Here is a 23,328-nt window from a genome sequence, read left to right on the forward strand (position 1 = left end):
TCGATGGTTCATGGAAACCCGCGACCCGGCGACCGGCGGCCCCGCTACGGCCGTTCGATGGCCGATCGTTCCGCGTCCGCGAGTTTGCGGACGATGACCTCCATGACCTCGGCCACGGGCGCGGGCATGTTCATCTCGTGGTGCGTGGCGCGCACGTCGTGCACCTCGATGTCGCCCAGGACCAGCGGTCGCCACATGTGCGCGTACAGATCGTCCTTGAGCGTCGCGCTGAAGAACACCACGTCGCCGCGGTAGACCGGCGATTGGAAGGTCATGATGTGCCGGGTGTTGTTGGCCAACACCTTCGACATGGTGTCCAGGAAGTCCTGTTGGTTGTCGGTGCCGATGTACTGGCCGAAGAACTCCTCGAGTTCGTCCCGGTAGTCCTCCAGCGTCTTGCCGGCGTGGATCTCCGAGAACCCCTCGCCGCCCGGCTGGGAGTCGAGGATCGCCACCAGGGCGACCTTGTGCCCGCGCCGGTCGAGCCCCTCCGCGACGGCCTGCACGACGGTACCGCCGTAGGACCAGCCGATCAGGTGGAACGGGCCCTCCGGCTGGATCTTCAACATCTCGGCGATGTAGTCGTCGACCATCTCCTCGACGGAGCCCGCGAGCGCGTCCACGCCGTTGGAGCCGCGCGATTGCAGCGCGTAGGCCGGGCGGTCCGGCACGTGCATGACGAAGCTGAAGTAGGCCCAGCCCAGGCCGCCTCCCCCGTGGAAGAACCACAGGGGCTCCTTGCCCGTGCCGGGATCGTTGTTCAGCGGCAGCACGACCCCGAACGGGTCGACGTTGTCGCCCACGGGGATGCCGCCGATGAGCACGAGCGAGGCCAACTCGGCCACCGTCGGGAACTTGATGATCGTCCTGAGGGGCACGTCGACGTGGAACATGGCGCGGATGCGCACACTGAGCCGGGTGGCCATCAGCGAGTGGCCGCCGAGGGCGAAGAAGTCCTCGTGGATGCCGACGTTCTCCCGGCCGAGCAACTCGCCGAACAGCGCGCACAACTTCTCTTCGGTGACGTCGCGGGGTCCTTCGCCGACCGCGGCGCTCGTCTGCTCCGCCGGCAACGCCCGCCGGTCGAGCTTGCCGTTGGGCGTCAGCGGGATCCGCGAGAGCGCGATCACCGAGGCGGGCACCATGTACTCGGGCAGGCGCCCGCGCAGGTGCTCGGTCAGTTCGGCGAGCAGCGCGACCGTCGCCTCGTCGTCGTACACGCGCGGCCCCTCGCCCGCCGGGGCAGCGGAATCGGCCGGCGCGCCGACGGCGGAAGCGGGCACCACGTAACCCACGATCTGCCGGTCGTCCTCCCGGTCCTCGCGGACCACCACCGCCGCCTGCGCCACCGCGGGGTGCCCGGCCAGCGCGTGCTCGATCTCCCCCAACTCGATCCGGTAGCCCCGGATCTTCACCTGGTGGTCGGTGCGGGCGATGTATTCCAGCAGGCCGTCGCGGTTCCACCGCGCCAGGTCCCCGGTGCGGTACATCCGCGCGCCGGCCGGGCCGAACGGGCAGGGCACGAACCGCTCCGCGGTCAGGTCGGGCCGGCCCTGGTAGCCGCGCGCCATACCGGTGCCGGCGATGTACAACTCGCCCTGCACGCCGCGCGGGACCGGGCGCAGCCGCGCGTCGAGCAGGTACACCTGTGTGTTCCCGACCGGAGTCCCGATCGCGACTCCCGCCCCGGCCTTCACCGGCGCCATGGTCGACCACGTCGTGGTCTCGGTGGGGCCGTACCAGTTGCCCACCTCGACGGCCTGGTCCGCCAGCGTCTCGGCCAGCCGTACCGGCACCGCCTCCGCGCCGGTGATGATCCGCAGGCCCTGCGCGGCGTTCGGCTCGTGGGTCAGCACCATCTGCCAGAAGGCGGGGGTGGCCTGCACCACGGTGACCCCGTGCCGGCGCAGGAACGCCACCATCCTCGACGGTTCGGTGACCGTGTCCCTCGTCGCCATCACCATGGTCGCGCCGCAGACGAACGGAAGGTACAGCTCGGTGTTGGCCATGTCGAACGACACCGTCGTGCTGAACAACATGCGGTCGTCGGGCGACAGCGGGAACCGTCGCCGCGTCGCGGCCACGAAGTTGGCCAGCGCGCCGCGCGGGATCGCCACCCCCTTCGGGGTTCCGGTCGAGCCCGACGTGTAGATCACGTACTGGGTGTTGTCCGGCCGTACGACCACCTCCGGCGCCGAGTCCGGGTATTCGGAACAATCCGCGCCGGCCAAGGTGTCGGCGTCGAGCACCAGGAGCGGATCCGCCTGCCCGAGGACGTGGTCGATCCGCGAGCGCGGGTGGTCCGGGTCGACCGGGACGTAGGCTCCGCCGGCCTTGAGCACCGCGAGGATCGCCACCATCAGGTTCACCGTGCGCGGCAGGCACACCGCGACCAGCGACTCGGCCCGCACACCGCGCTCGACCAGCCAGTGCGCCAGCCGGTTCGACCGGACGTCCAGTTCCCGGTAGGTGAGCGTCTCCTCCTCGCCGATGACGGCGAGGGCCTGCGGCGTGGCCTCCACCTGTCGGTCGATCGCCGCCAACAGGCCCTGCTCCAGGGTCGGTTCCGCGGTGTCGTTGACCTCGACGAGCAATTGCTCCCGCTCCCCCTCGACCAGTACGTCGATGTCCCCGACGCGCACGTCCGGATCGGCCACCACCTGCTCCAGGATCCGGACGAACCGGGCGGCCATGTCCTCGACGGTGCCCCGGTCGAACAGCTTGCCCGAGTATTGGATGTCGCCGTGCAGCCGGCCGGCCTCGTCCATGCCCATGCTGAAGAACAGGTCGACCATCGTCTTCTGGGTGAGCGCCTGCTGGAACTCCACCCTGAGTCCCGGCAGTTCAAAGCTGGGCCGGGCGTAGTTCTGCCAGCCGCACATCACCTGGAACAGCGGCCGGTACTCGGCCGAGCGGTCGGGGTTGAGCGTCTCCACCAGCACGTCGAACGGCACGTCCTGCTGCTCGTAGGCGGACAGCGCCTTGTTCCGCGTCCGGGTGAGCAGGTCGGCGAAGGACGGGTCGCCCGAGAGGTCGATGCGCAGCACCAGGTTGTTGACGAAACAACCGATCAGGTCCGCGAGCGCGTCGTCGGTGCGGCCGGCGATCGGCGTGGCGATCGGTACGTCGTCGCCGGCGCCGAGCCGGCTCAGCAGGACCGCCACCGCGGACTGCACGACCATCGCCATGGTCGTGCCGCGCTCGGCGGCCAGCTTCTCCAGTCCGGCCGACACCTCCCGGGTCGCCGCGAGGGCGACCGCGTTGCCGGCGGTGTCCGTCTCCACCGACCGCGGGCGATCCAGCGGCAGGTTCAACGGCTCCGGTACACCCTCGAGTTCGTCGCGCCAGTACTCGATCTGCGTGGCGACCAGGCTGTCCGGGTCGTCCACGTCGCCCAGGACCTCGCGCTGCCACAGCGTGTAGTCCTTGTACTGCACGGGCAGCGGCTCCCACTCCGGTGCCCGACCGTCGCGGCGCGCGGTGTAGGCCACGCCCAGGTCTCGGGCCAGCGGCGCGCCCGAGCTGCCGTCGGTGGCGATGTGGTGGATCACCACGGCCAGCACGTGGTCCTCGGGCGAGCAGCGGAACAGGCTCGCCCGAAAGGGGATTTCGGTGGCCAGGTCGAACCCGTGCGCGACCGCCTCGTCGACCGCGCCGGACACGTCCTCGGCCGCGAGCTCGACCACCGGCATCCGCGCCTGCGGAAGTGCCTCCGCCAACGGCAGGATCCGCTGGTGCGGCTCACCGTCCTCGTCGGTCACGTACGTGGTGCGCAGGACCTCGTGCCGCTCGACCACGTCCCGGACCGCCGCGGCGAGGGCGTCCCGGTCCAGCGCTCCGGTCAGTCGGAACGCCGCCGCCATGTTCCAGGTCTCCCCACCCTCGAGTTGGTGCAGGAACCAGTAGCGACGCTGTGCGAATGACAGCGGAATCATTGCCTCACTCCTCTACGGTCATCTTGCGCAAACCGGGGCGGCGGGGAGCCGTCGGTTCCTCCGACCACGGTGCGAGCGCGGCCACTGTCGGCAGGTCGAAGATCTTGCGGATGGGAATCTCGATCCCCAGGTCGGCGCGGGCCCGGCTGATCAGCCGGGTGGCCAGCAGGGAGTGCCCGCCGAGCGCGAAGAAGTTGTCGTCGATGCCGACCCGGTCGATGCCGAGCACCTCGGCGAACAGTCGGACCAGGGTCTCCTCGCGGGCATTGCGCGGCGCCCGATAGGCGGCCCCGCCGATCTCCGGCTCGGGCAGCGCGGCCCGGTCCAGCTTGCCGTTGGGCATCAGCGGCAGCCGGTCCAGGAACACCAGTGCCGACGGCACCATGTACTCGGGCAGTCGCTCGGCGAGGAATCCTCGAACGGTGTCGGCGTCGACCTCGCCCGACGACACCAGGTACGCGACGAGCCGCGTGCCGACGCCGGTGCCCCGGGTGAGCACGGCGGCGCGGGCGATGTCGGGGTGCGCGGTGAGCGCGGCCTCGACCTCGGCGGGCTCGATCCGGAAGCCGCGCAGCTTGACCTGCGCGTCCCCCCGCCCCACGTACCGGAGTTCACCCTCGGCGTTCCAGCGGGCCAGGTCCCCGGTGCGGTACATGCGCGAGCCGGCCGGGCCGAACGGATCGGCGAGGAAGCGCTCCGCGGTCGATCCGGTGTTGCCGTGGTAGCCGCGGCCCACGTTCCCGCCGACGTACAACTCGCCGACCGCGCCCGGCGGCACCGGCGCGAGGTCGGGGCCGAGGAGGTAGGCGCGCATGTTTCCGAGCGGGGTGCCGACGGGCGCGCTGCCCGCCCAGTCCCGGGTGTCGCCGGAGACGGTACCGGTGGTGGCGTAGAACGACTCGCTCTGCCCGTAGGCGTTGACGATCCGGACGCCGGGGAATGCCTCGCGCGTCTTGTCGACGAGCGACGGCGGCAGGGCCTCGCCGGCGAAGACCACCGTCTCCACCTCGACCCGGTCGCGGATGCGGTCGACGAGTTCGGCGAAGGCCGACGGCACGGTGGACACCACCGCGCCGCTCCAGCTCTTCCGCTCGTCCAGGACCAGCACGTCGCGGACCACGTCGACGACGCCGCCGGCGGCGAGGGTGGTGAAGATCTCGAACGCCGAGACGTCGAAGTTGATCGACGTGCCGGCGAGCATGCGCTTGCCGGACTCCATGCCCACCCGGGAGGCGAGCCGCAGTACGCCGTTGACCACGTTGGAGTGGGTGATCGCGACGCCCTTGGGCTTGCCGGTGGATCCGGAGGTGTACAGCACATACGCCAACTGCTCGGCGTACGGCGGCCGCTCGATGGCGACGCGCGCGGTGGTCGGGTCGAGCGCGTCGAGGAGCACGTCCGGGGCGTCGTGCTCCGGCAGCGCGGCGACAGTCGCGGAGTGGGTCAGCACCAGGTGCGGGCGCGCCTCCTCGAGGATGGCCCGCAGGCGTTGGCTCGGGTACTTGGGGTCGACGGGCAGATACGCGCCGCCGGCCTTCAGGACCGCGAGCAGGGCGACCACCAGGTCGGCCGAGCGCGGCAGCGACACCGCCACGGGCGACTCCGGACGCACCCCGAGTTCGACCAGTTCGCGCGCCAGCCGATCGACCCGGGCGTCCAGCTCGCGGTACGTGAGCGATTCGCCCTCGGCGACCACGGCGACCGCGTCCGGGGTGCGCGCCGCCCGGGCCTCGACCAGTTCGGTGATGCTCACGTCCGGGGTCGGCACGGCCGTGTCGTTGAACGCGACGAGCAGGCGCTCGCGTTCCGCCGGATCCAGCGTCTCGACCCGAGCGACCGTGCGTGCCGGCTCGGCCACGAGTTGCCGCAGGATGCGCAGGAAGCGGGCCGCGATCGCCTCCACCGCGGCCCGGTCGAAGGCATTCGGCGCGTACTGGAGGATGAACTCCGGGTGCGGGTCGGCGGCCACCATCAGGGCCAGCGGGTAGTGGGTGCCGTTGTTCGGGCGCAGGCCGGTGAAGGTGATCCCGTCCGCGGCGGCGCCGGCGGCGGTCAGGCCCTCGCGGTCGATGGGATACGACTCGAAGACCACCAGGGTGTCGAAGAGGGACGGCAGGCCGACGGCCTGTTGGATCTCGGTGAGCCCGTGGTGGTGGTGCTCCATCAGGTCGGCCTGTCGGCTCTGCAACGCGACCAGGACCTCGGCGAGGGTGTCGCCGGGGGCGTGGCGCACGCGGACGGGGACGGTGTTGATGAACATCCCGACCATCGACTCGACGCCCGCCACCGCGGGCGGGCGCCCGGAGACGGTGGCGCCGAAGACCACGTCCCGGCGGTTGGTGAGTCGGCCGAGCAGCAGCGCCCAGGCGCCCTGCACCAGGGTGTTGACGGTGATGCCCATCGCGGCGGCCCGACGGATCGACTCGCGCGCCTCGTCGACCGGGAGGGCGATCTCCAACTGTTCGAGACCGCCCTCGCCCACGCCGGCGGAGCCGGGCGCGAGCAGGGTCGGCTCCTCGACCCCGTCGAGTTCGCCCGCCCACGCCCGTGCCGTCTCGTCCTCGTCCTGCCGGGCCCGCCAGGCCAGGAATTCGCCGTAGCTGCGGCTCTCGGGCAGGCCGGCCGGATCGCCTCCGGAGGCGTAGAGCAGGAGCAGGTCGCGCATCAACAACGGCATCGACCAGCCGTCGAACAGCACGTGGTGGGCGGTCATCACGAACTCCGCCCGCCCGGACTCCAGGGTGATCAGGGCCAGTCGCATCAGGGGAGGGGTGCGCACGTCGAAGTGGGCGGCCCGGTCCCGGACGAGGAATCGCTCGAACGTCTCGGTTCGCTCCGCCTCGCCGACCGAGGTCAGGTCGAGGTGTGTCCAGGGCACGCTCACCCCGCGCGCCGGCACCGCCTGTACGAGAGCGCCGTCGGCCCGCTCGACGAACGCCGCACGCAGGTTGGTGTGCCGCTCCAACAGTGCCTGACCGGCCCGACGCATGCGTTCCGGGTCGACCTCGCCGGAGAGCTGGAAGACCAGCTGCACGTGGTAGGCGTCGAAGGACGCGCCGGCCAGCATGCTGTGGAACAACATCCCCGATTGCGCGGGGGTGGTCGGCCAGATCTCGGTCAGCCGGCCGAGCCGGGCCTCCCAGTCGTCGATCTCCTCCTGACGCACCTCGACCAGCGGCGCGTCGGTCGGGGTCAGCCCGCCCGCGTCGGGGGTCGCGGCGTGCCGGGCCAGCGCGGTCGACGCCTCGACCCACGCCTCGGCCAGCTCGGTCACGTCCTCGCGGGAGAGCACACCGGTGGGGAAGGCGAAGTGGGCGGTCAACTCGTCGCCGGCGGCGGTGGGCGTGGCCACCACGTCGATCTCCAGGGCCGAGAGCACCGGCATGTCCGCGTCCGGCGCGGCGATCAGGTCCGGGTGCGTGGTGTCCGGCGCCCAGCCCAGGCCGCGCAGCTCCGCGGGGATGTCCGTGCCGGAGGCGCGGCCGAGGTAGTTGAACCCGATCTGCGGCTCCCGCTCGCCGGCCAGTGCCCCGGCGGTGTCCTGGTTGAGCCGGCGCAGCAGGCCGTAGCCGATGCCGTTGTCCGGCACCGCGCGCAGCTGCTCCTTGACCGCTTTGATCGCCAGGCCGGCGGCCGGGCCGCCGGCGAACGCGTCCGCCACGTCGATCCCGGCCAGGTCGAGCCGTACCGGGAACGAGGAGGTGAACCATCCGATCGTGCCCGACAGGTCCGCGCCGGGGATCACGTGCTCCTCCCGGCCGTGCCGCTCCATCCGCACCAGCGCCGAGGACTCGTTCCGGCCTCGGGTACGACGCCGTCGCGTCAGCGCCAGCGCGAGCGCGGCCAACAGCCCGTCTTCGGCCCCGCCACGGAACACCGCCGGGACGGTGGTCAGCAGGGCCTCGGTGACGTCGGCCGGCACCCGGACCCGCACCGTGTCGACGGTGGCCGCGACATCGCGGGTGCGGTCGAGTTCCCGGGCACCGAGCACGGGCTCGTCGCCGCTCAGGATCCGCTGCCACACGGGCAGTTCCGCCACGCGCGCCGCGTCGGCGGCCTCGTCGGCCAGGGCATGCGCCCACCGGCGCAGCGAGGTTCCCGCCGGCGCCGGTTCGGGGGCGCGGCCGGCGTGGATCCGTTGCCACGCGGAGATCAGGTCCGGTACCAGAATCCGCCACGACACCCCGTCGATCACCAGGTGGTGCAGCACGATCAACAACCGGCCCGCGCCCGGGTCGGCGGCGAACCACACGAACTGCGCCACGACACCCGCGTCCGGATCCAACCGGCCTGCGGCCGCGTCCAGTTCGGCGGTGACGTCGGCATCACCGCTGGGCACCTCCCGCAGCAACGCGCCGGCGTCCACGCTGCCGGGCGGCTCGATCCACAGACCCGGCCGGGCCCGGTCGAGCCGCGAGCGCAACACGTCGTGCCGGTCCAGCACGGCCTGGAGCGCGCCGAGAAGCTCGGCGCGGTCGATGCGCTCGGGCAGGGTCAGCATCGCCGACATCGAGAACCGCCCGATGCCACCACCGAGTGCGAGCACGTGCGCCGCCATCGGCGTCAGCGGGGCCGGGCCGACGCCACCACCCGGCAACTCGGCCAGGATCGGCCCCTGTTCGGCGTCCCGCCCCGCGACCGACTCGGCGAGCCGGGCGACCGTGCGGTGCTCGAAGATCTCCCGGACGCCGACCGTGATGCCCCGGGCCTTGGCCCGGGCCACCACCTGGACCGAGCGGATACTGTCGCCGCCCAGCGCGAAGTAGTCGTCGCCGATCCCGACGCTCTCCAGACCGAGCACTTCGGCGAACACGGCGCACAGGATCTCCTCGCGCCGATTTCGCGGCGCCCCGCCGGTCGACACCTGTGCGAAGTCCGGCGCCGGCAGCGCCCGCCGGTCGAGTTTCCCGTTCGGCGTCAGCGGGATCGCGGAGAGCGGGACGATGGCGGCGGGCACCATGTAGTCGGGCAGCCGGGCGCGCAGGTGCTCGCGCAGGTCGGCGAGCAGGACGGCGTCCCGGGACGGCGCCGTGGCATCGACCTCGGTCGGCGCGAGGTCCGGCGCAAGCTCCGGCGCGAGGCCCGACCCGGAGTCGGGTTCGGACTCCGGCTCGGGGTTCGGCTCGGGTTCCGGAACCACATAGGCGACCAGCCGCTTGTCGTCCCCGTCCTCGCGCACCACGACCACCACCTGCGTCACGCCGGGGTGTGCCGCCAATGCATGCTCGATCTCGCCGAGTTCGATCCGGAATCCGCGGACCTTGACCTGGAAGTCGGTCCGACCGACGTAGTGCAGCCGTCCCTCCCGGCCCCAGCGCACGAGGTCCCCGGTGCGATACATCCGGGCGCCGGCGGGGCCGAACGGACAGGCGACGAATCGTCCGACGGTCAGGTCGGGTCGCCCGTGATATCCGCGGGCCAGGCCGTCGCCGGCGATGTACAACTCGCCGTCGACCCCGCGCGGGACCGGCCGCAGCCGCGAATCCAGCACGTAGACCCGGGTATTGCCGATGGGTGTGCCGATCGCCGGGGCACCGGATCCGGGCGCGACGGTCGCGCTCGTCGACCAGATCGTCGTCTCGGTCGGGCCGTACACGTTGAGCACGTCGACGGCCCGGTCGGCCAACGTCTCGGCCAACCGCTGCGGCAGCGCCTCGCCGCCGACCAGGACCCGCAGGCCCGTCGCGGCGGTCGGCTCGTGGGTCAGCACCATCTGCCAGAACGCGGGCGTCGCCTGTACGACGGTGACCCCGTGCCGGCCGATCGTCGCCACGGCGGCGGCCGGATCGGACACGGTGTCCTTGTTCGCGAGCACCACCGCCGCCCCGGAGATCAGCGGCAGATACAGCTCCAGCGCCGCGATGTCGAACGAGATCGTCGTCACCGCCAGCAGGCGATCCGCGGGCGACAGCGGGACCCGCCGACTCATCGTGGCCAGGAAGTTCGTCAGCGCGCCGCGCGGGACCGCCACACCCTTCGGGTTGCCGGTCGAGCCGGAGGTGTAGATGACATACACGGTGTTGTCCGGCGACACGCGCACGGTCGGCGCCGAGTCCGGGCCCGTGGCCAGATCCATGTCGGCCCATGTCCCGGTGTCGAGCACGAGCACCGGGCGGGAGTCCGCCAGGATGTGGTCGATCCGGGAACCCGGGTGCTCCGGGTCGATCGGGATGTAGGCGGCGCCGGCCTTCTGCACCGCGAGCAGTGCGACCACGAGGTCCGCGGAGCGGGGCAGTCGGACGGCGACCGGTGACTCCGGCCGCACCCCGCGCTCGATCAGCCGGTGCGCCAGCCGGTTGGCCCGAGTGTCCAACTCCCGGTAGGTCAGCGACCGTTCCTCACCGATGACGGCGAGCGCGTCGGGGGTGTCGCGCGCGTGCCGTGCCACCGTGTCCACGAGGTCGGCGGCGGGGATCGGCTCGACCGTGTCGTTCGCCGTGCGCAGCAGCCACGTCCGCTCATGCTCACCGAGCACGTCGAGGTCACCGACACCCACGCCCGGATCGGCGACCACCAGTTCCAGGATGCGTACGAACCGCTCGACGATGTCGGCCGCCGTGGCCCGATCGAACAGTTCGCTCGCGTACTCGAGTCGGCCGTGCGCACGTCCGGTGGCGTCCGGGACCACGTTCAGGAACAGGTCGACCTTGGCTGTGTCGGTACCCACCGGCACGGGGGTGACCCGCAGACCCGGTATCTCGATCGGCGGCCACACGAACTGCCAGGCCAGCATCACCTGGAACAGCGGCTGGTACGCGGTGGAGCGTTCCAGGTCGAGCAGTTCCACCAACCGCTCGAACGGCACGTCCTGGTTGTCGTAGGCGGCCAGGGACTTGTCCCGTACCTGTTCGAGCAGTTCGCCGAACGAGGGGTTGCGGGACAGGTCGGCCCGCAACACCCAGGTGTTGACGAAGAACCCGATCAGCTCGGCCAGGGCATCGTCGGTGCGCCCCTCGATCGGGCTGCCGATCGTCACGTCGTCACCGCCGCCGAGGGTGCGCAGCAGCACCGCCAGCGCCGCCTGGGCCACCATCGGCGCCGTGGCACCGCGGTCTGCGGCCAGTTTCCCGAGCCGGGTGAGCAGCTCGGGTTCCAACTCGAAGGAGACATGACCGCCGTCGTGGCCGGCCACCGTCGGCCGGGGCCGGTCGAGCGGCAGCTGCAACGGCTGCGGCACGTCGGCCAGTTCACCTCGCCAGTAGTCGAGTTGCGTGGCGGCGAGGCTGTTCGGGTCGGCCTCGTCGCCGAGCAACTGCTGCTGCCACAGCGTGTAGTCCTTGTACTGCACCGGAAGTGGTGTCCACTCCGGCGCGCTCCCCTGCCGCCGGGCCGTGTACGCCGACACCAGATCCCGGAGGAACGGCGCCATCGACGATCCGTCGGCCGCGATGTGGTGGAACACGAACACCAGGACGTGCTCCTGCGGGGCGACCCGCAGGAGGGTCACCCGCAGGGGCAGGTCGGTGTGCAGTTCGAACCCCTCGCAGGCGACCTCCCGCGTCACGGCCTCGACCGCGTCCGCCGCCACGCCGACCACCCGGAACCGCGGAATGGCCGCCTCCGGGGCCAGGATCCGCTGCTCCGGCGTTCCGTCGGCGTCCTCCACGATCAGGGTGCGCAGGCTCTCGTGCCGAGTGACGATGTCCGTCACCGCCGCGGCCAGGGCCGCCGTGTCCAGTGGCCCGTCCAGGCGGAGCACGAATGGAATGTTGTAGGTCGCGGACGAGCCTTCCAGACGGTGGAGGAACCACAGCCGACGCTGGGCGAAGGACAACGGGATCATCGACGCTTCTCCTATGTGGTCATCGGGCGCAGCTGCGGGCGGCTGGAGGCGGTCGATTCGCCGAGGCTCTCCGCCAGCTTGGCGACGGTCGGATTGCGGAATACCGTCGTGACTTTCACGTCGACGTCGAGTTCGTTGCGGATGCGACCGGTCAGCCGGGTGGCCAGCAGCGAGTGCCCGCCGTGCTCGAAGAAGTCGACGTCGATGCCGATCTCCTCCACACCGAGCAGTTCGGCGAACAACCGGCAGAGCACTTCCTCCCTCGGGTTGCGCGGCCCGCGACCGACGGCGGCCTCGGTCTGCTCGGGCACGGGCAGGGCCTTGCGGTCGAGCTTTCCGCTCGCCGTCGTGGGGAACTCGGCGAGCGGCACGATGGCCGAGGGGACCATGTACTCCGGCAGCCGTTCCCGGGCCAGGTCGGTCAGCGCGGCGAGGTCGAGGTCGGCCGCCCGCGCGATGCCCGGGCCCTTGCCCGGGACGACGTAGGCGACCAGCCGCTGATCGCCGGCGCGCTCTTCACGCACCACGACCACCGCGTGGTCGACGTCGGGGTGTGCCGTCAGCGCCGCCTCGATCTCGCCGAGCTCGATCCGGAAGCCGCGCACCTTGACCTGGAAGTCGGTGCGGCCGAGGTATTCGACCTGGCTGTTCTCGTTCCAGCGGACCAGGTCGCCGGTGCGGTACATCCGGCTTCCCGGGTCGCCGTACGGGCAGGCGACGAACCGGTGCGCGGTCAGGTCGGTGCGGCCGAGGTAGCCCCGGGCGAGGCCGGCGCCGGCCAGGTACAGCTCCCCCGCGACGCCGGGCGCGACCGGGCGCAGTGCCGCGTCCAGCACGTACACCCGCGTATTCCAGACCGGCGCGCCGATCGGGACCCGTTCCGCGCCGGGTACGTGTTGCCAGGCGGTGACCTCGACGGCCGCCTCGGTGGGCCCGTAGAGGTTGTGCACCCCGCAGTCGGGCAGCAGGTCGACCGTCTTGTTCGCGAGCGTGGCCGGGAACGCCTCGCCGGCGACCTCGATCCAGCGCAGGCTGGTGCACGCCGCGGCCGAGGGTTCGGCGACGAACGCCTCCAGGAGGGAGGGCACGAAGTCGGCGCCGGTCACCTTCTCGCGCCGGATCAGCTCGGCCAGATAGGCCGGGTCCCGGCGCCCGTCGGGCCGGGCGATCACCACGGCGGCGCCGACCTGGAGGGGGGCGAACAGTTCGGGTACCGACACGTCGAAGCTCGCCGAGGTACTGAGCAGCACCCGGTCCCGTTCGTCGACGTCGAAGTGCGCCAGGCCCCACTTCAGCCGGTTCATGATCGACCGGTGCGACACCTGTACGCCCTTGGGGCCGCCGGTGGATCCGGAGGTGTAGATGACGTAGGCGGCGTTGTCGGGCGACAGCGTGCGCTCGGGGTCGACCACCGGGTATCCGGAGACGTCCGGGAGCGTCCCGTCGAGCACCAGGAGCGGCTTCGCGCTGTCCAGTACGTGTCGCACCCGGTCCTCGGGCAGGTCGGTGTCCACGGGAAGGTAGGCCGCACCGGCCTTGACCACGGCGTAGATCGCCACCATCAGGTCCACCGACCTGGGGATCCGCACCGCGACGGTGCGCTCGGGGCCCGCGCCCTGGACGATCAGCCAGTGCGCCAGTCGATTGGCGCGCCGGTTGAACTCGCCGTAGGTCAGCGTCTCCCGGTCGCCGATCAGCGCGATCCGGTCGGGCTCCCGCGCCACCTGGGCCTCGAACGCGCCCGGCAGGGTGTCGGGGGCCACCGGGTGCGCTGTGTCGTTGACCCGGCGCACCAGCCGGTCCCGCTCGTCCGCCGCCAGGACGTCGACGGCGCCGATCGGCACGGTCGGGTCGGCGAGCACCTGCTCCAGCACCCGCACGAGCCGGGCGGCGACCTCCTCGGCCGCGGCGCGGTCGTAGAGGTGGTTCTGGTAGTCGAGGGACAGTCGCAGGTAGGGGTCGGAGGCGTTGAGCGTGAGCGGGTAGTGCGAGCCCGCGAACGGCCGGATGGCGTCGATGGAGAAGCCCGCGGAGGTGTTCGCCTCGATCATGCCCTCGCGGTCGATCGGGTAGGACTGGAAGACCACGATGGTGTCGAACAGGGCGGGCAGTCCGACCCCGCGCTGGATGTCGGCCAGCCCGTAGTGGTTGTGGTCGAGCAGCGCGGTCTGCCGCCGCTGCAACTCGGTGACCACGTCGGCGACACGCTGGTCGGGTGGGCACGGGACCCGGATCGGCAGGGTGTTGATGAACAGGCCGACCATCTCGTCGGAACCGAGCAGGTCCGCCGGGCGACCGTTGACGGCGGCGCCGAAGACCACGTCCTGCTGTCCGGTGAGCTTGGCGAGCAGGATCGCCCACGCGGCCTGGAGCAGCGTGTTCAGCGTGACGCCGAGTTCGGCGGCACGCCGGGCGAGTTCGCGGCCCTTGTCGATCGACAGCGGTACCTCGATCCGGCCCAGGGCCGACGCCGTCTCCCGCAACGCGGTGCTCGGGGCCACCAGGGTCGGCCGGTCGAATCCGGCCAGCTCCGCGGCCCACGCGGCGGCCGACGCCTCCCGGTCCTGCGCGGCCAGCCAGGCCAGGTAATCGCCGTAGCCGCGGACCGGCGTCATCTCGTGGGTGCCGGAGTAGAGCCGGATCAGGTCCGTGATCACCGACGGCGACGACCAGCCGTCGAACAGCGCGTGGTGCGCCGTGATCACCAGCTTGGCCCGCTTCGGCCCGCAGGTGAGCAGGGCCAGGCGCAGCAGCGGCGGCCGGACGGGATCGAGTTGGTCGACCCGGTCCGCGGCGAGGAACCGGTCCAGCTCGGCGTCCTGTTCGACCTCGTCGCGGTCGGTCAGGTCGATGTGCCGCCAGGGGATGTCGACGTGTTCCGGCACGACCTGGATCGGCTCGCCGCCGGCTCCGGTCAGGAACGCGGAGCGCAGGTTCGGGTAGCGGGAGAGCAGTGCCTGCCCGGCCGCCCGGGTGCGCTCCGGGTCCACGTGTCCGGACAGGTGCAGCACGAACTGCATGTGGTAGACGTCGAAGGAGCCGTCGGCGAGCGCCGCCTGGAACAGGATGCCGGACTGCGACGGGGGCATCGGCCACACCTCGGCCAGCCGGCCGTAGCGCTCCTCCCAGGTCTCGATCTCGTCCTGTCCCACCGTGACCAGCGGGTTGTCCGACGGCGTCAGTCCGCCGATCGCCGGCTGCGCGGCGTGTGCGGCCATCCCGCGCAACATCTCCACCCACAGCTCGGCCAGTTCGGCGACACGTTCGCGGGTGAGCAGGCCGGTGGGGAACATGAGGGCGGCCTGCAGTCGGGGGCCGTCGGGGGTGTCGGTGGCGACCGCGCTGACCTCCAGGGCGGACAGCGCGGGCAGGTCCGGGTCGGGTGTGGGGACCAGTTCGGCGGACCAGGACGACGCCGGTCCCCACCCCTGCGCGCGCAGATGTTCGGGCACGTCGGCGTCGGAGATCCGGCCGAGGTAGTTGAACCCGATCTGCGGCACCGGGAGTTCGGCCAGTTGTTCGGCGGTCTCCGGGTTGAGGTGACGCAGCAGGGCGAATCCCACGCCCTTGTCGGGGATGGCGCGCAATTGCTCCTTGACCAGCTTGATCGCCCGTGCGACGGCGAGGCCGCCGGCCGACACCTCGGCCGGGTCCACGCCCCGCACGTCGACCCGGGCCGGATACATGCTCGTGAACCAGCCGACGGTGCGGGACAGGTCGGCGCCGGGGACGACGTCCTCCTCGCGGCCGTGTCCCTCCAACCGGACCAGGGTGGAGTGCTCCGCTCCCTGCCACCGGTTGATCGCCAGGGCGAGCGCGGCGAGCAGTACATCGGTCCCGGTGCCCTTGAAGGCCGCGGGGAGCGTGGTCAGCACCGCCTCGGTGACGTCGGCGGGCACCTGCACCCGCACGCTGTCGAGCGTGGCCATCACATCCACCGCGGGGTCGAACGCGCGGGTGCCCAGCGGGGGGTTCGGCGCCTCCAACATGTCGCGCCAGAACGCCAGTTCGGCTTCCCGCTTCGGGCTCAGCGCCTCGTCCGCCAGGGCCGACGCCCAGCGGCGGGCCGAGGTGCCGACGGCGGGCAGTTCGGGCGTACGGCCGGAGCCGACCTGCTGCCACGCCTCGGCGAGGTCGGCCATCAGGATCCGCCAGGACACGCCGTCCACCACGAGGTGGTGCAGCACCACGAGCAGTCGGCCGGCGCCCGACTCGGCGGCGAACCAGACGAAGTCCGCCATGGTCCCGGCTTCCGGGTCCAGGCGTCCGGTCGCCTCGTCCAGTTCCGTCCGCGCCAGGTCGAGCAGCTTCGGCTCGTCCCACCGGCCGTCGCACGGGACCCGGCGGATCAGCTCCGCCGCCCGCACCGCGCCCTGCGGGCGGACCACGAGGGAGGATTCGTCGTCGTCGCGCACCAGTCGCGCGCGCAGCAGGTCGTGCCGGTCGAGTACCGCGTCCAGCGTCGCCGCCAGGCCGCTCTCGTCGATGCCGGCGGGCAGTTCCAGGGCGATCGACATGGCGAACCGGTCGATCCCGCCGCCGTGTTCGAACACCTGCCGGGCCACCGGCTGCAACGGCATCGGGCCGACGCCGCCGCCCTCGTGCTCCGCGAGCGCCGGGATCGTGTCCCGTCGCGCGGTCGCCACCTCGGCGAGTCGGGCCGCCGTACGGCACTCGAAGATCTCCCGCGTGGTCAGCTCCAGGCCCCGGACCCGGGTCCGGGCCACCACCTGGATCGAGCGCAGGCTGTCCCCGCCGACCGCGAAGAAGTCGTCGTCGACGCCGACGCGCTCCACGCCGAGCACGTCCGCGTATGCCGCGGCGACGATCGCCTCGGCCTCGGTGCGCGGTTCCCGGTAGGTCTCGCCGACGAACTCCGGTTCGGGCAGGGCCGAGCGGTCCAGTTTGCCGGTCGGTCCCAGCGGCATCCGACCGAGCACCACGAAGGCCGAAGGCACCATGTAGTCGGGCAGCCGGGCCGCGACGAACCTGCGCAGCTCGGCGGCCGAGGCGCCGGACTGGACGTCCACGTCGCCGATCCCGCCGGCGCCGTCGTCGCCGACACGTTCGCCTTCGGTGTGCACCACGTACGCGACCAGTCGCCGGCCGCCGCCGGGCACCTCGCGGGCGACCACCACCGCCTCGCCGATCCCGGGGTGCGCCGCGCAGGCCGCCTCGACCTCGGCGGTCTCGATCCGGAAGCCGCGCACCTTCACCTGGCCGTCGCCGCGCCCCAGGCATTCCAGCTGCCCGCGCGCGTTCCATCGGGCCAGGTCGCCGGTGCGGTACATCCGCTCGCCGGCCGGACCGAACGGGTTGGCCACGAACCGCTCGGCGGTCAGGCCCGGACGGCCGTGGTAGCCGCGCCCGAGGCAGGTACCCACCACGTACAACTCGCCGACCACACCCTGTGGCACCGGGGCCAGTCCCGGGCCGAGCACGTAGGCGCGCACGTTGCCCAGGGGGGTGCCGATCGGCGCGACTTCACCGTCCGTCCACTCCTCGGATCCACCGAGGGAGAACGTGGTGGCGTAGAAACTCTCGCTCTGGCCGTAGGAGTTGACGACCTGCACGCCGGGCAGCGCCTCGCGCACCTGCCGCACGAGTCGGGCCGGGAGGATGTCGCCCGCGAAGACGACCGTGCGCACGTCGGTGGTCTTCTCCAGGTGGCCGACCAACTCGCCGAGCACCGAGGGGACCGCGCTGATCACGTGGCCGGCCCAGCCGGGCCGCTCGGCCAGGGCCAGCGCGTCGGGCACCACCTCGGCCGTGCCGCCGGTGGACAGGGTGGTCAGCAGTTCGAAGACCGAGACGTCGAAATTGATCGAGGTGCCGGCCAACATCCGCCATCCGGGCGGCGCGTCCAGCACACGGACCAGCTCCCGCACGCCGTTGACCACGTTGCGGTGGGTGATCGCGGCGCCCTTCGGCTTGCCGGTGGAGCCGGAGGTGTACATCACGTAGGCCAGGTGGTCCGGCGCCAACGGCGAGATCCGGCGCGCGTCGTCCGGCGCCCCCACGGGCGTGTCCCACTCCGCGCGCCGGTCCAGGTCCACGGCCCGGAGGTCGTTGGCCGGCATGTCCGACCACGTCCGCGTGTCGGTGACCGCGAATCGCGGACCGGCCTCGGCGAGCACCGTCCGCGCCCGCCCGCCCAGATACCGCGGGTCCATCGGCACGTATCCGGCACCGGACTTGAGGATCCCGAGCAGGCCGACCACCAGGTCCTCGGTGCGCGGCAGGGCCAGCACCACCAGGTCCTCGGGCCCGGCGCCGCGCCGGATCAGCTCCCACGCGACGGCGTTGGCCCGGTCGTCCAGTTCGCGATAGGTCAGCGTGCGCTCGTCGCACACGATCGCCGGGGCGTCCGGTGTCGTCGCCACCTGGGTTTCGAACAGCTCCGGGACGGTCAGCTCGGTCGGGGTCGTGGCGGTGTCGTTGAACGTGCCGAGCAGCCGCTCCCGCTCGGCCTCGTCCAGCACGTCGATCCCGCCGATCCCGCGCTCCGCGTCGGCGGCGAGTCGACCCAGCACACGCACGAACCGCCCCGCGAGGGTTTCGACCGTGTCCCGGTCGAACAGGTCGGTGCGGTACTCCAGTCGGCACTGCGCCCCGCCCGAGGCGTCGGGAAGCAGGTCGAAGAACAGGTCGAACTTGGCGGTTCGGGTCTCCAACCGCTCGGCGCGCACCTCCAGACCGGGGATGGTCAGCGCCGGCACCGGCGGCTGCCAGGAGAGCATCACCTGGAAGAACGGGTTGTAGGCGGTGGACCGGTCCGGGTTGAGCAGTTCCACCAGTCGCTCGAACGGCATGTCCTGGTTGTCGTAGGCGGCCAGCGCCCGATCCCGCACCCGCGCCAGCAGTTCGCCGAAGGTCGGGTTGCCGGAGAGGTCGACGCGCAGCACCCAGGTGTTGACGAAGAAGCCGACCAGGTCCCGCAGTTCCTCGTCGGTGCGGCCCGCGATCGGGGCGCCGATGGGCACGTCGTCGCCGCAGCCGAGGTGGTGCAGCAGCACCGCGAGCGCGGAGTGCATGACCATCGAGACCGTGGTGTCCGCCTGCGCGGCCAGCTTCTCCACGGAGCGGAGCAGGTCGGGGTCGATGGCGAATCCGACCGCGTCACCGCGGGCGCTCATCATCCTCGGCCGCGGCCGGTCCGTGGGCAGCGCCAGCGGCTGCGCCATGTCGGCCAACCCCGCGCGCCAGTAGGCGAGTTGGCGGGCCGCCAGGCTCTCCGGGTCGGATTCGTCGCCGAGCACGTCGCGCTGCCACAGCGTGTAGTCCGCGTACTGCACCGGCAGCGCCTCCCACACCGGTGCCGCGCCCGCGCGGCGTGCCGCGAAGGCCGTGGTCAGGTCGCGGAACAGCGGCCCGAACGACTCCCCGTCCACGGCGATGTGGTGCGCCACCACCACCAGCGTGTGCTCGCGCGGACCGCACCGCACCAGCTCGGCCCGGATCGGCACGTCGGCCGCCAGGTCGAAGCACTTCGTGGCCACCGCGTCGACCGCCGCCGCCCGCCCCTCCTCGGCGACCTCGACGACCGGCAGGCGAAACGGCTCGTGATCGGCGGGCAGCACCACCTGATGGGGGACCCCGTCGTCGTCCTCGACGATCACCGTGCGCAGGACCTCGTGCCTGTCGACGACATCGCGAAGCGCCGACTCCAGTGCGGCCACGTCCAGTTCGCCGGTCAGCCGCAGCGCGAACGCGCCGTTGTAGGTCGGCGAGGGGCCTTCGAAGCGGTCCACGAACCACAGCCGACGCTGCGCGAACGACAACGGAATCATTGTGTCTCCCAATCGGCAGAACTACACAGAGGCAATCCGCCACTCAGTTCTGATCGAGCACCGTCAAGAGGTCGGCGTTGTAGAAGTCGTCGAGGGAGCACGCACCCGAGACCGTGGAGAAGTAGCGGTCGATCAGGTCCTGGTGGCCGACGAGTTTGCGCAACATCTCCGTGCGCCCCTCGGGCTTGAGCTCGGCCACGTTGAGCACGCCCTGGTAGAGGTTGAGGAAGTTGTTGTTCAGGTCGTTCTCGTAACGTCGCAACGCCCGCTTGAGCACGGCGTCGTCGTGCAGGCCGTCACCGATGTGGTCGACGAGCGTCTGGGCCTGGATGAAGGCGTCGGTGATCCCGCGGGCGGTGATCGAGTCCTTGTGGTGCACCGCGTCGCCCAGCAGGACCCACCCGGGCCCGTATGCCTTGCGGAAGTAGTTCTCCTGGTGCCCCGTGCCGTACATCTGCTCCACGCGCTTGCCCGCCGCCATCCGCTCGAACAGCACGGGGTTGGTGGTGCGGACGGCCTCCAGGTAGGCGGGCTCCACCGCGGTACGGACGGTGGGGAACTCGTCCTGCGGGAAGTAGGTCATGATCAGCGTGAGGTCGTCGTTGGTCGGGATCGCGGCGATCCAGCGCCCCGGCCGCTCGAACAGCTCGAAGCTCGACGGCACATCGGCCCAGTAGCTGTAGTAGACGCAGGTCGCCCGCGGGTGCTCGACGACGTTCTGCGCGCCGACCTTGCGGGCCACCAGCGAACGCATGCCGTCCGCGCCGATCACCAGCCGGGCCCGGTCCGTTGCCTCCGTGCCCTCCGGCGTGGTGTACCGCACCCCGACCACCCGATCGTCTTCGAAGATCAGGTCGGTGACCGCGCAGGACTCCCGGAAGTCCACACCCGACGCGACCGCTCCGCGCGCCAGGATCGGGTCGAGCACGAACCGCCTGGGCGCGTAGGTCGTCCGGTAGCCGTCGACCGGCAGCGAGAAGCCGTCCAGTCGCACCCCGGGCCCGTCGTAGCTCTCGTGGTTGATCGGCGGGCAACCCGCGGCGCGGAGATCGTCGAGCAGCCCCCAGCGACCGAGCAGCGCCACTCCCGGCTGGTGGATGTAATGCGAGGACAGCGTGTCCAGGGGGAATCGTGCCTTCTCCAGGAGCAGGACTCGATATCCTTGACGCGCGAACAACATGGCCGCTGGCGAACCCGCGCAACGGGCACCGATGACAATGACGTCGTACATGGTGCCTCTCTCACTTGGTGGTTATCTGGATCCCGAAGCGGCCGCAGCCGGAAAGTCGTCGTGCCGGCCGGAACGGCCGGTCGACGCTATGAGGTCGTTGCGCCCATGGATTCGATGTACGCGGAAATCGACGACACCGTCGGATTGAGGAACAACTGGTCCATCGGAACCTCGACGTCCAGCTCCTCGATGAACGCACCCTGTATACCGGCCATGATCACGGATTGGCCGCCGAGGGTGAAGAAATTGTCGTCGACGGAAATGTCGTCGCGCCGGAGTTCCCGACGCCAGATGGACAGCACTCTTTCGGCGATCATCACAGGTCCTCTCGGTTGTCATCAAGGTCCGTCGACTATGCCGGGGTGCCGCTGTCGGCGAAGTTGCTCCGGAACTCCCGCACCAGCGCCGGCCGATCCACCTTCCCGTGCGGACTCAGCGGAATCCGCGCGGTGTTGACGAACCGGGCCGGAACCATGTTTCGCGGCAACGTCGCCAGAAGACCGGCGCGCACGTCGTCCTCGGCGAGGTCGTCGCCGATCGGGACGAGGAACGCGATCAGCTCGACGTCGCCCGAGTCGGTGTGCGCAACCGCCACGGCGGCCTGCCGGACGCCGGGCAACCGGCCGAGCGCACGCTCGATGTCGGTGGGGTCGATGCGCATCCCGCGCACCTTGACCTGCGCGTCCATCCGGCCGGCGATGACCAGATCGCCGTTCGAGTCGACGTGGCCGCGGTCGCCCGTGCGGTACACCCGGCGCGGTTCGCCGTCCACCTCGATCGTGGTGAACCGTTCGGATTCGGGCCCGGTGCCGTTGAGGTAGCCCGCGCCGACACTGGTGCCGGCGATCAGGATCTCGCCGTACTCGCCCGCCCCGACACCCCGCATGTGCTCGTCGACGATGTGCAGGTCGGTGTTGTACGCCGGTCTGCCGACGGGTGCGATGTCGTGTTCACCCGGCCGGTAGTCGGCCAGGTCGTACGACGACGCGACGTCGGTGCACTCGGCGACCCCGTACTGGTGCAGGAGGGTGCAGGTATTGCCCTCGCGTCGCATCCAGTGCGCGAGCCGCTCCACGTGCAGCGGCTCGCCGCCGAAGATCACGTAGTCCAGCCGGGTCAGCGCGTCGCCCTTGCGCGCCGTCTCCCAGTCCACCAGCAGATACAGCGTGCTGGAGGCGCAGTGCACGACCCGGATCCCGTGTCGGTTCAACAGCCGATAGGCCATGGCGGCGTCGAAGTTGCGGCTCGCCAACAGGTGTTGGGTCGCGCCGCAGAACAGCGGCATCATCAGGCTGCGTTGCGACAGGTCGAACCCGAACGCGCTGACCACGAGGTTGTCCGACCCGGAGTTCAGGCCGTATTCGAGCATCAGCCAGTTCAACAGGTTGAACCAACCCTCGTGTCGAACCGCGGTCAGCTTCGGCGTGCCGGTGGACCCGGACGTGAAGACCGCGTAGCACACGTCGTCCCCGGTGACCGCGACGTCGGGGGCGGTGCCGGCGAGCCCGGCGAGGTAGTCGGCCAGCTCATCGAAGACGACCACCTCGGCGGGCGCCGACTCGACCTGGGCGAACGTCGCCGGGGAGGCCACGATCATGGCGAGATCGGGGACTTGGCCCAGCAGCAGTCGCAGTCGCGCCTCCGGGTAGGCCGGGTCGAGCGGGACGTAGGCCGCGCCCGCCTTCAGCGTGCCGAGGAGGGCGACGAGCAGGTCGATCGAGTAGTCGAGGCACAGGCCGACCTTCGCGCCCCGGCCGTGTCCGCGCGCGAGAAGCAGGCGGGCGAACCGGTTGGCACGCGCGTCCAGTTCGGCGTACGTCACCTCTCGGTCGGCCCAGCGCACGGCGACGGCGTCCGGGGCGGTTCGCGCGTGCGCCTCGAATTGCCGGTGCACGACGGGATTCGGTGGCAGGGCGACCCGCTTTCCCCGCAGAATCACCGGTCCGCCGCCATGGCCTCCCGCAGGCTCTTCGGGCGCAGGTCGGTCCAGTTCCGCTCGACGTATTCCAGGCATTCGGCCCGGCTCGCCTCGCCGAAGACGACCCGCCAGCCCTCCGGCACGTCGGCGAACACCGGCCACAGGGAGTGCTGTTCCTCGGCGTTGACCAGGACCTGGAAACGGCCGTCCTCGTCGTCGAAGGGGTTCGTGCTCATGGGCACCGTCCTTGATCGTCACGTCACAACTGGGAATCGAAGAATGTCGCGACCGAGCCACCCCGGGTGATCACGGGGCAACTCGGTGGGCAATTCGGCCGAGGCGCACACCATTTCACAACCCTCGCCCGCCGCCGGGCGACTCGATATCGCTCGTCGCGGAGCCGGGGCGCGGGTTCGTCGTTCGGTGTCGTCCCGTCGACGGGACACCCGGCATCCGCCGGCCGCACCGCGGTTCCGAGGCCACACCGTAGGACCCGACCGCCCGCGTCACAATGGCGACGGGCGCGCCGAACAATGGCTGCGGGAGTACCGGCCTCCCGGGCATGCGTCGGACCTGTACCCCACCGAGTTCTGTGCCACCATGACCGGGCATCGGCCCGTGGACGGGTCTGCTCGAATTCGGGTTCTGCCAATCTCCTCCCCGGAGGCGAT

Annotated in this window: 7 protein-coding genes; all 7 read right to left on the reverse strand. The window is 71.3% G+C overall.

The window, feature by feature from the left end:
* Window positions 1-44 precede the first annotated feature (44 nt).
* The gene (locus tag ACMXN5_RS04340) at window positions 45-3,935 is read right to left on the reverse strand and encodes a non-ribosomal peptide synthetase (RefSeq protein ID WP_439674074.1); all 3,891 of its coding nucleotides are present in this window, start codon (window positions 3,933-3,935) and stop codon (window positions 45-47) included.
* A 4-nt stretch (window positions 3,936-3,939) separates the two neighbouring features.
* Window positions 3,940-11,718, reverse strand: coding sequence for an amino acid adenylation domain-containing protein (locus ACMXN5_RS04345; protein ID WP_439674075.1), 7,779 nt, complete (start codon window positions 11,716-11,718; stop codon window positions 3,940-3,942).
* Between the two features lie 11 nt (window positions 11,719-11,729).
* The gene (locus ACMXN5_RS04350) at window positions 11,730-19,508 is read right to left on the reverse strand and encodes an amino acid adenylation domain-containing protein (RefSeq protein ID WP_439674076.1); all 7,779 of its coding nucleotides are present in this window, start codon (window positions 19,506-19,508) and stop codon (window positions 11,730-11,732) included.
* Between the two features lie 43 nt (window positions 19,509-19,551).
* Window positions 19,552-20,739, reverse strand: coding sequence for an NAD(P)/FAD-dependent oxidoreductase (locus tag ACMXN5_RS04355; RefSeq protein WP_379997772.1), 1,188 nt, complete (start codon window positions 20,737-20,739; stop codon window positions 19,552-19,554).
* Window positions 20,740-20,825: 86 nt separating this feature from the next.
* The gene (locus ACMXN5_RS04360; RefSeq protein ID WP_379997774.1) at window positions 20,826-21,056 is read right to left on the reverse strand and encodes an acyl carrier protein; all 231 of its coding nucleotides are present in this window, start codon (window positions 21,054-21,056) and stop codon (window positions 20,826-20,828) included.
* A 35-nt stretch (window positions 21,057-21,091) separates the two neighbouring features.
* Complete coding sequence (locus ACMXN5_RS04365) at window positions 21,092-22,633, reverse strand: amino acid adenylation domain-containing protein (protein WP_439674077.1); 1,542 nt, start codon at window positions 22,631-22,633, stop codon at window positions 21,092-21,094.
* Between the two features lie 41 nt (window positions 22,634-22,674).
* Window positions 22,675-22,893 (reverse strand): MbtH family protein, encoded by a 219-nt coding sequence (locus ACMXN5_RS04370; protein ID WP_379997778.1) that lies wholly within the window; start codon window positions 22,891-22,893, stop codon window positions 22,675-22,677.
* Between the last annotated feature and the right edge of the window lie 435 nt (window positions 22,894-23,328).

Origin of the sequence: Embleya australiensis (assembly GCF_051903075.1) — a bacterium.
In the GTDB taxonomy this organism is placed as follows: domain Bacteria; phylum Actinomycetota; class Actinomycetes; order Streptomycetales; family Streptomycetaceae; genus Embleya.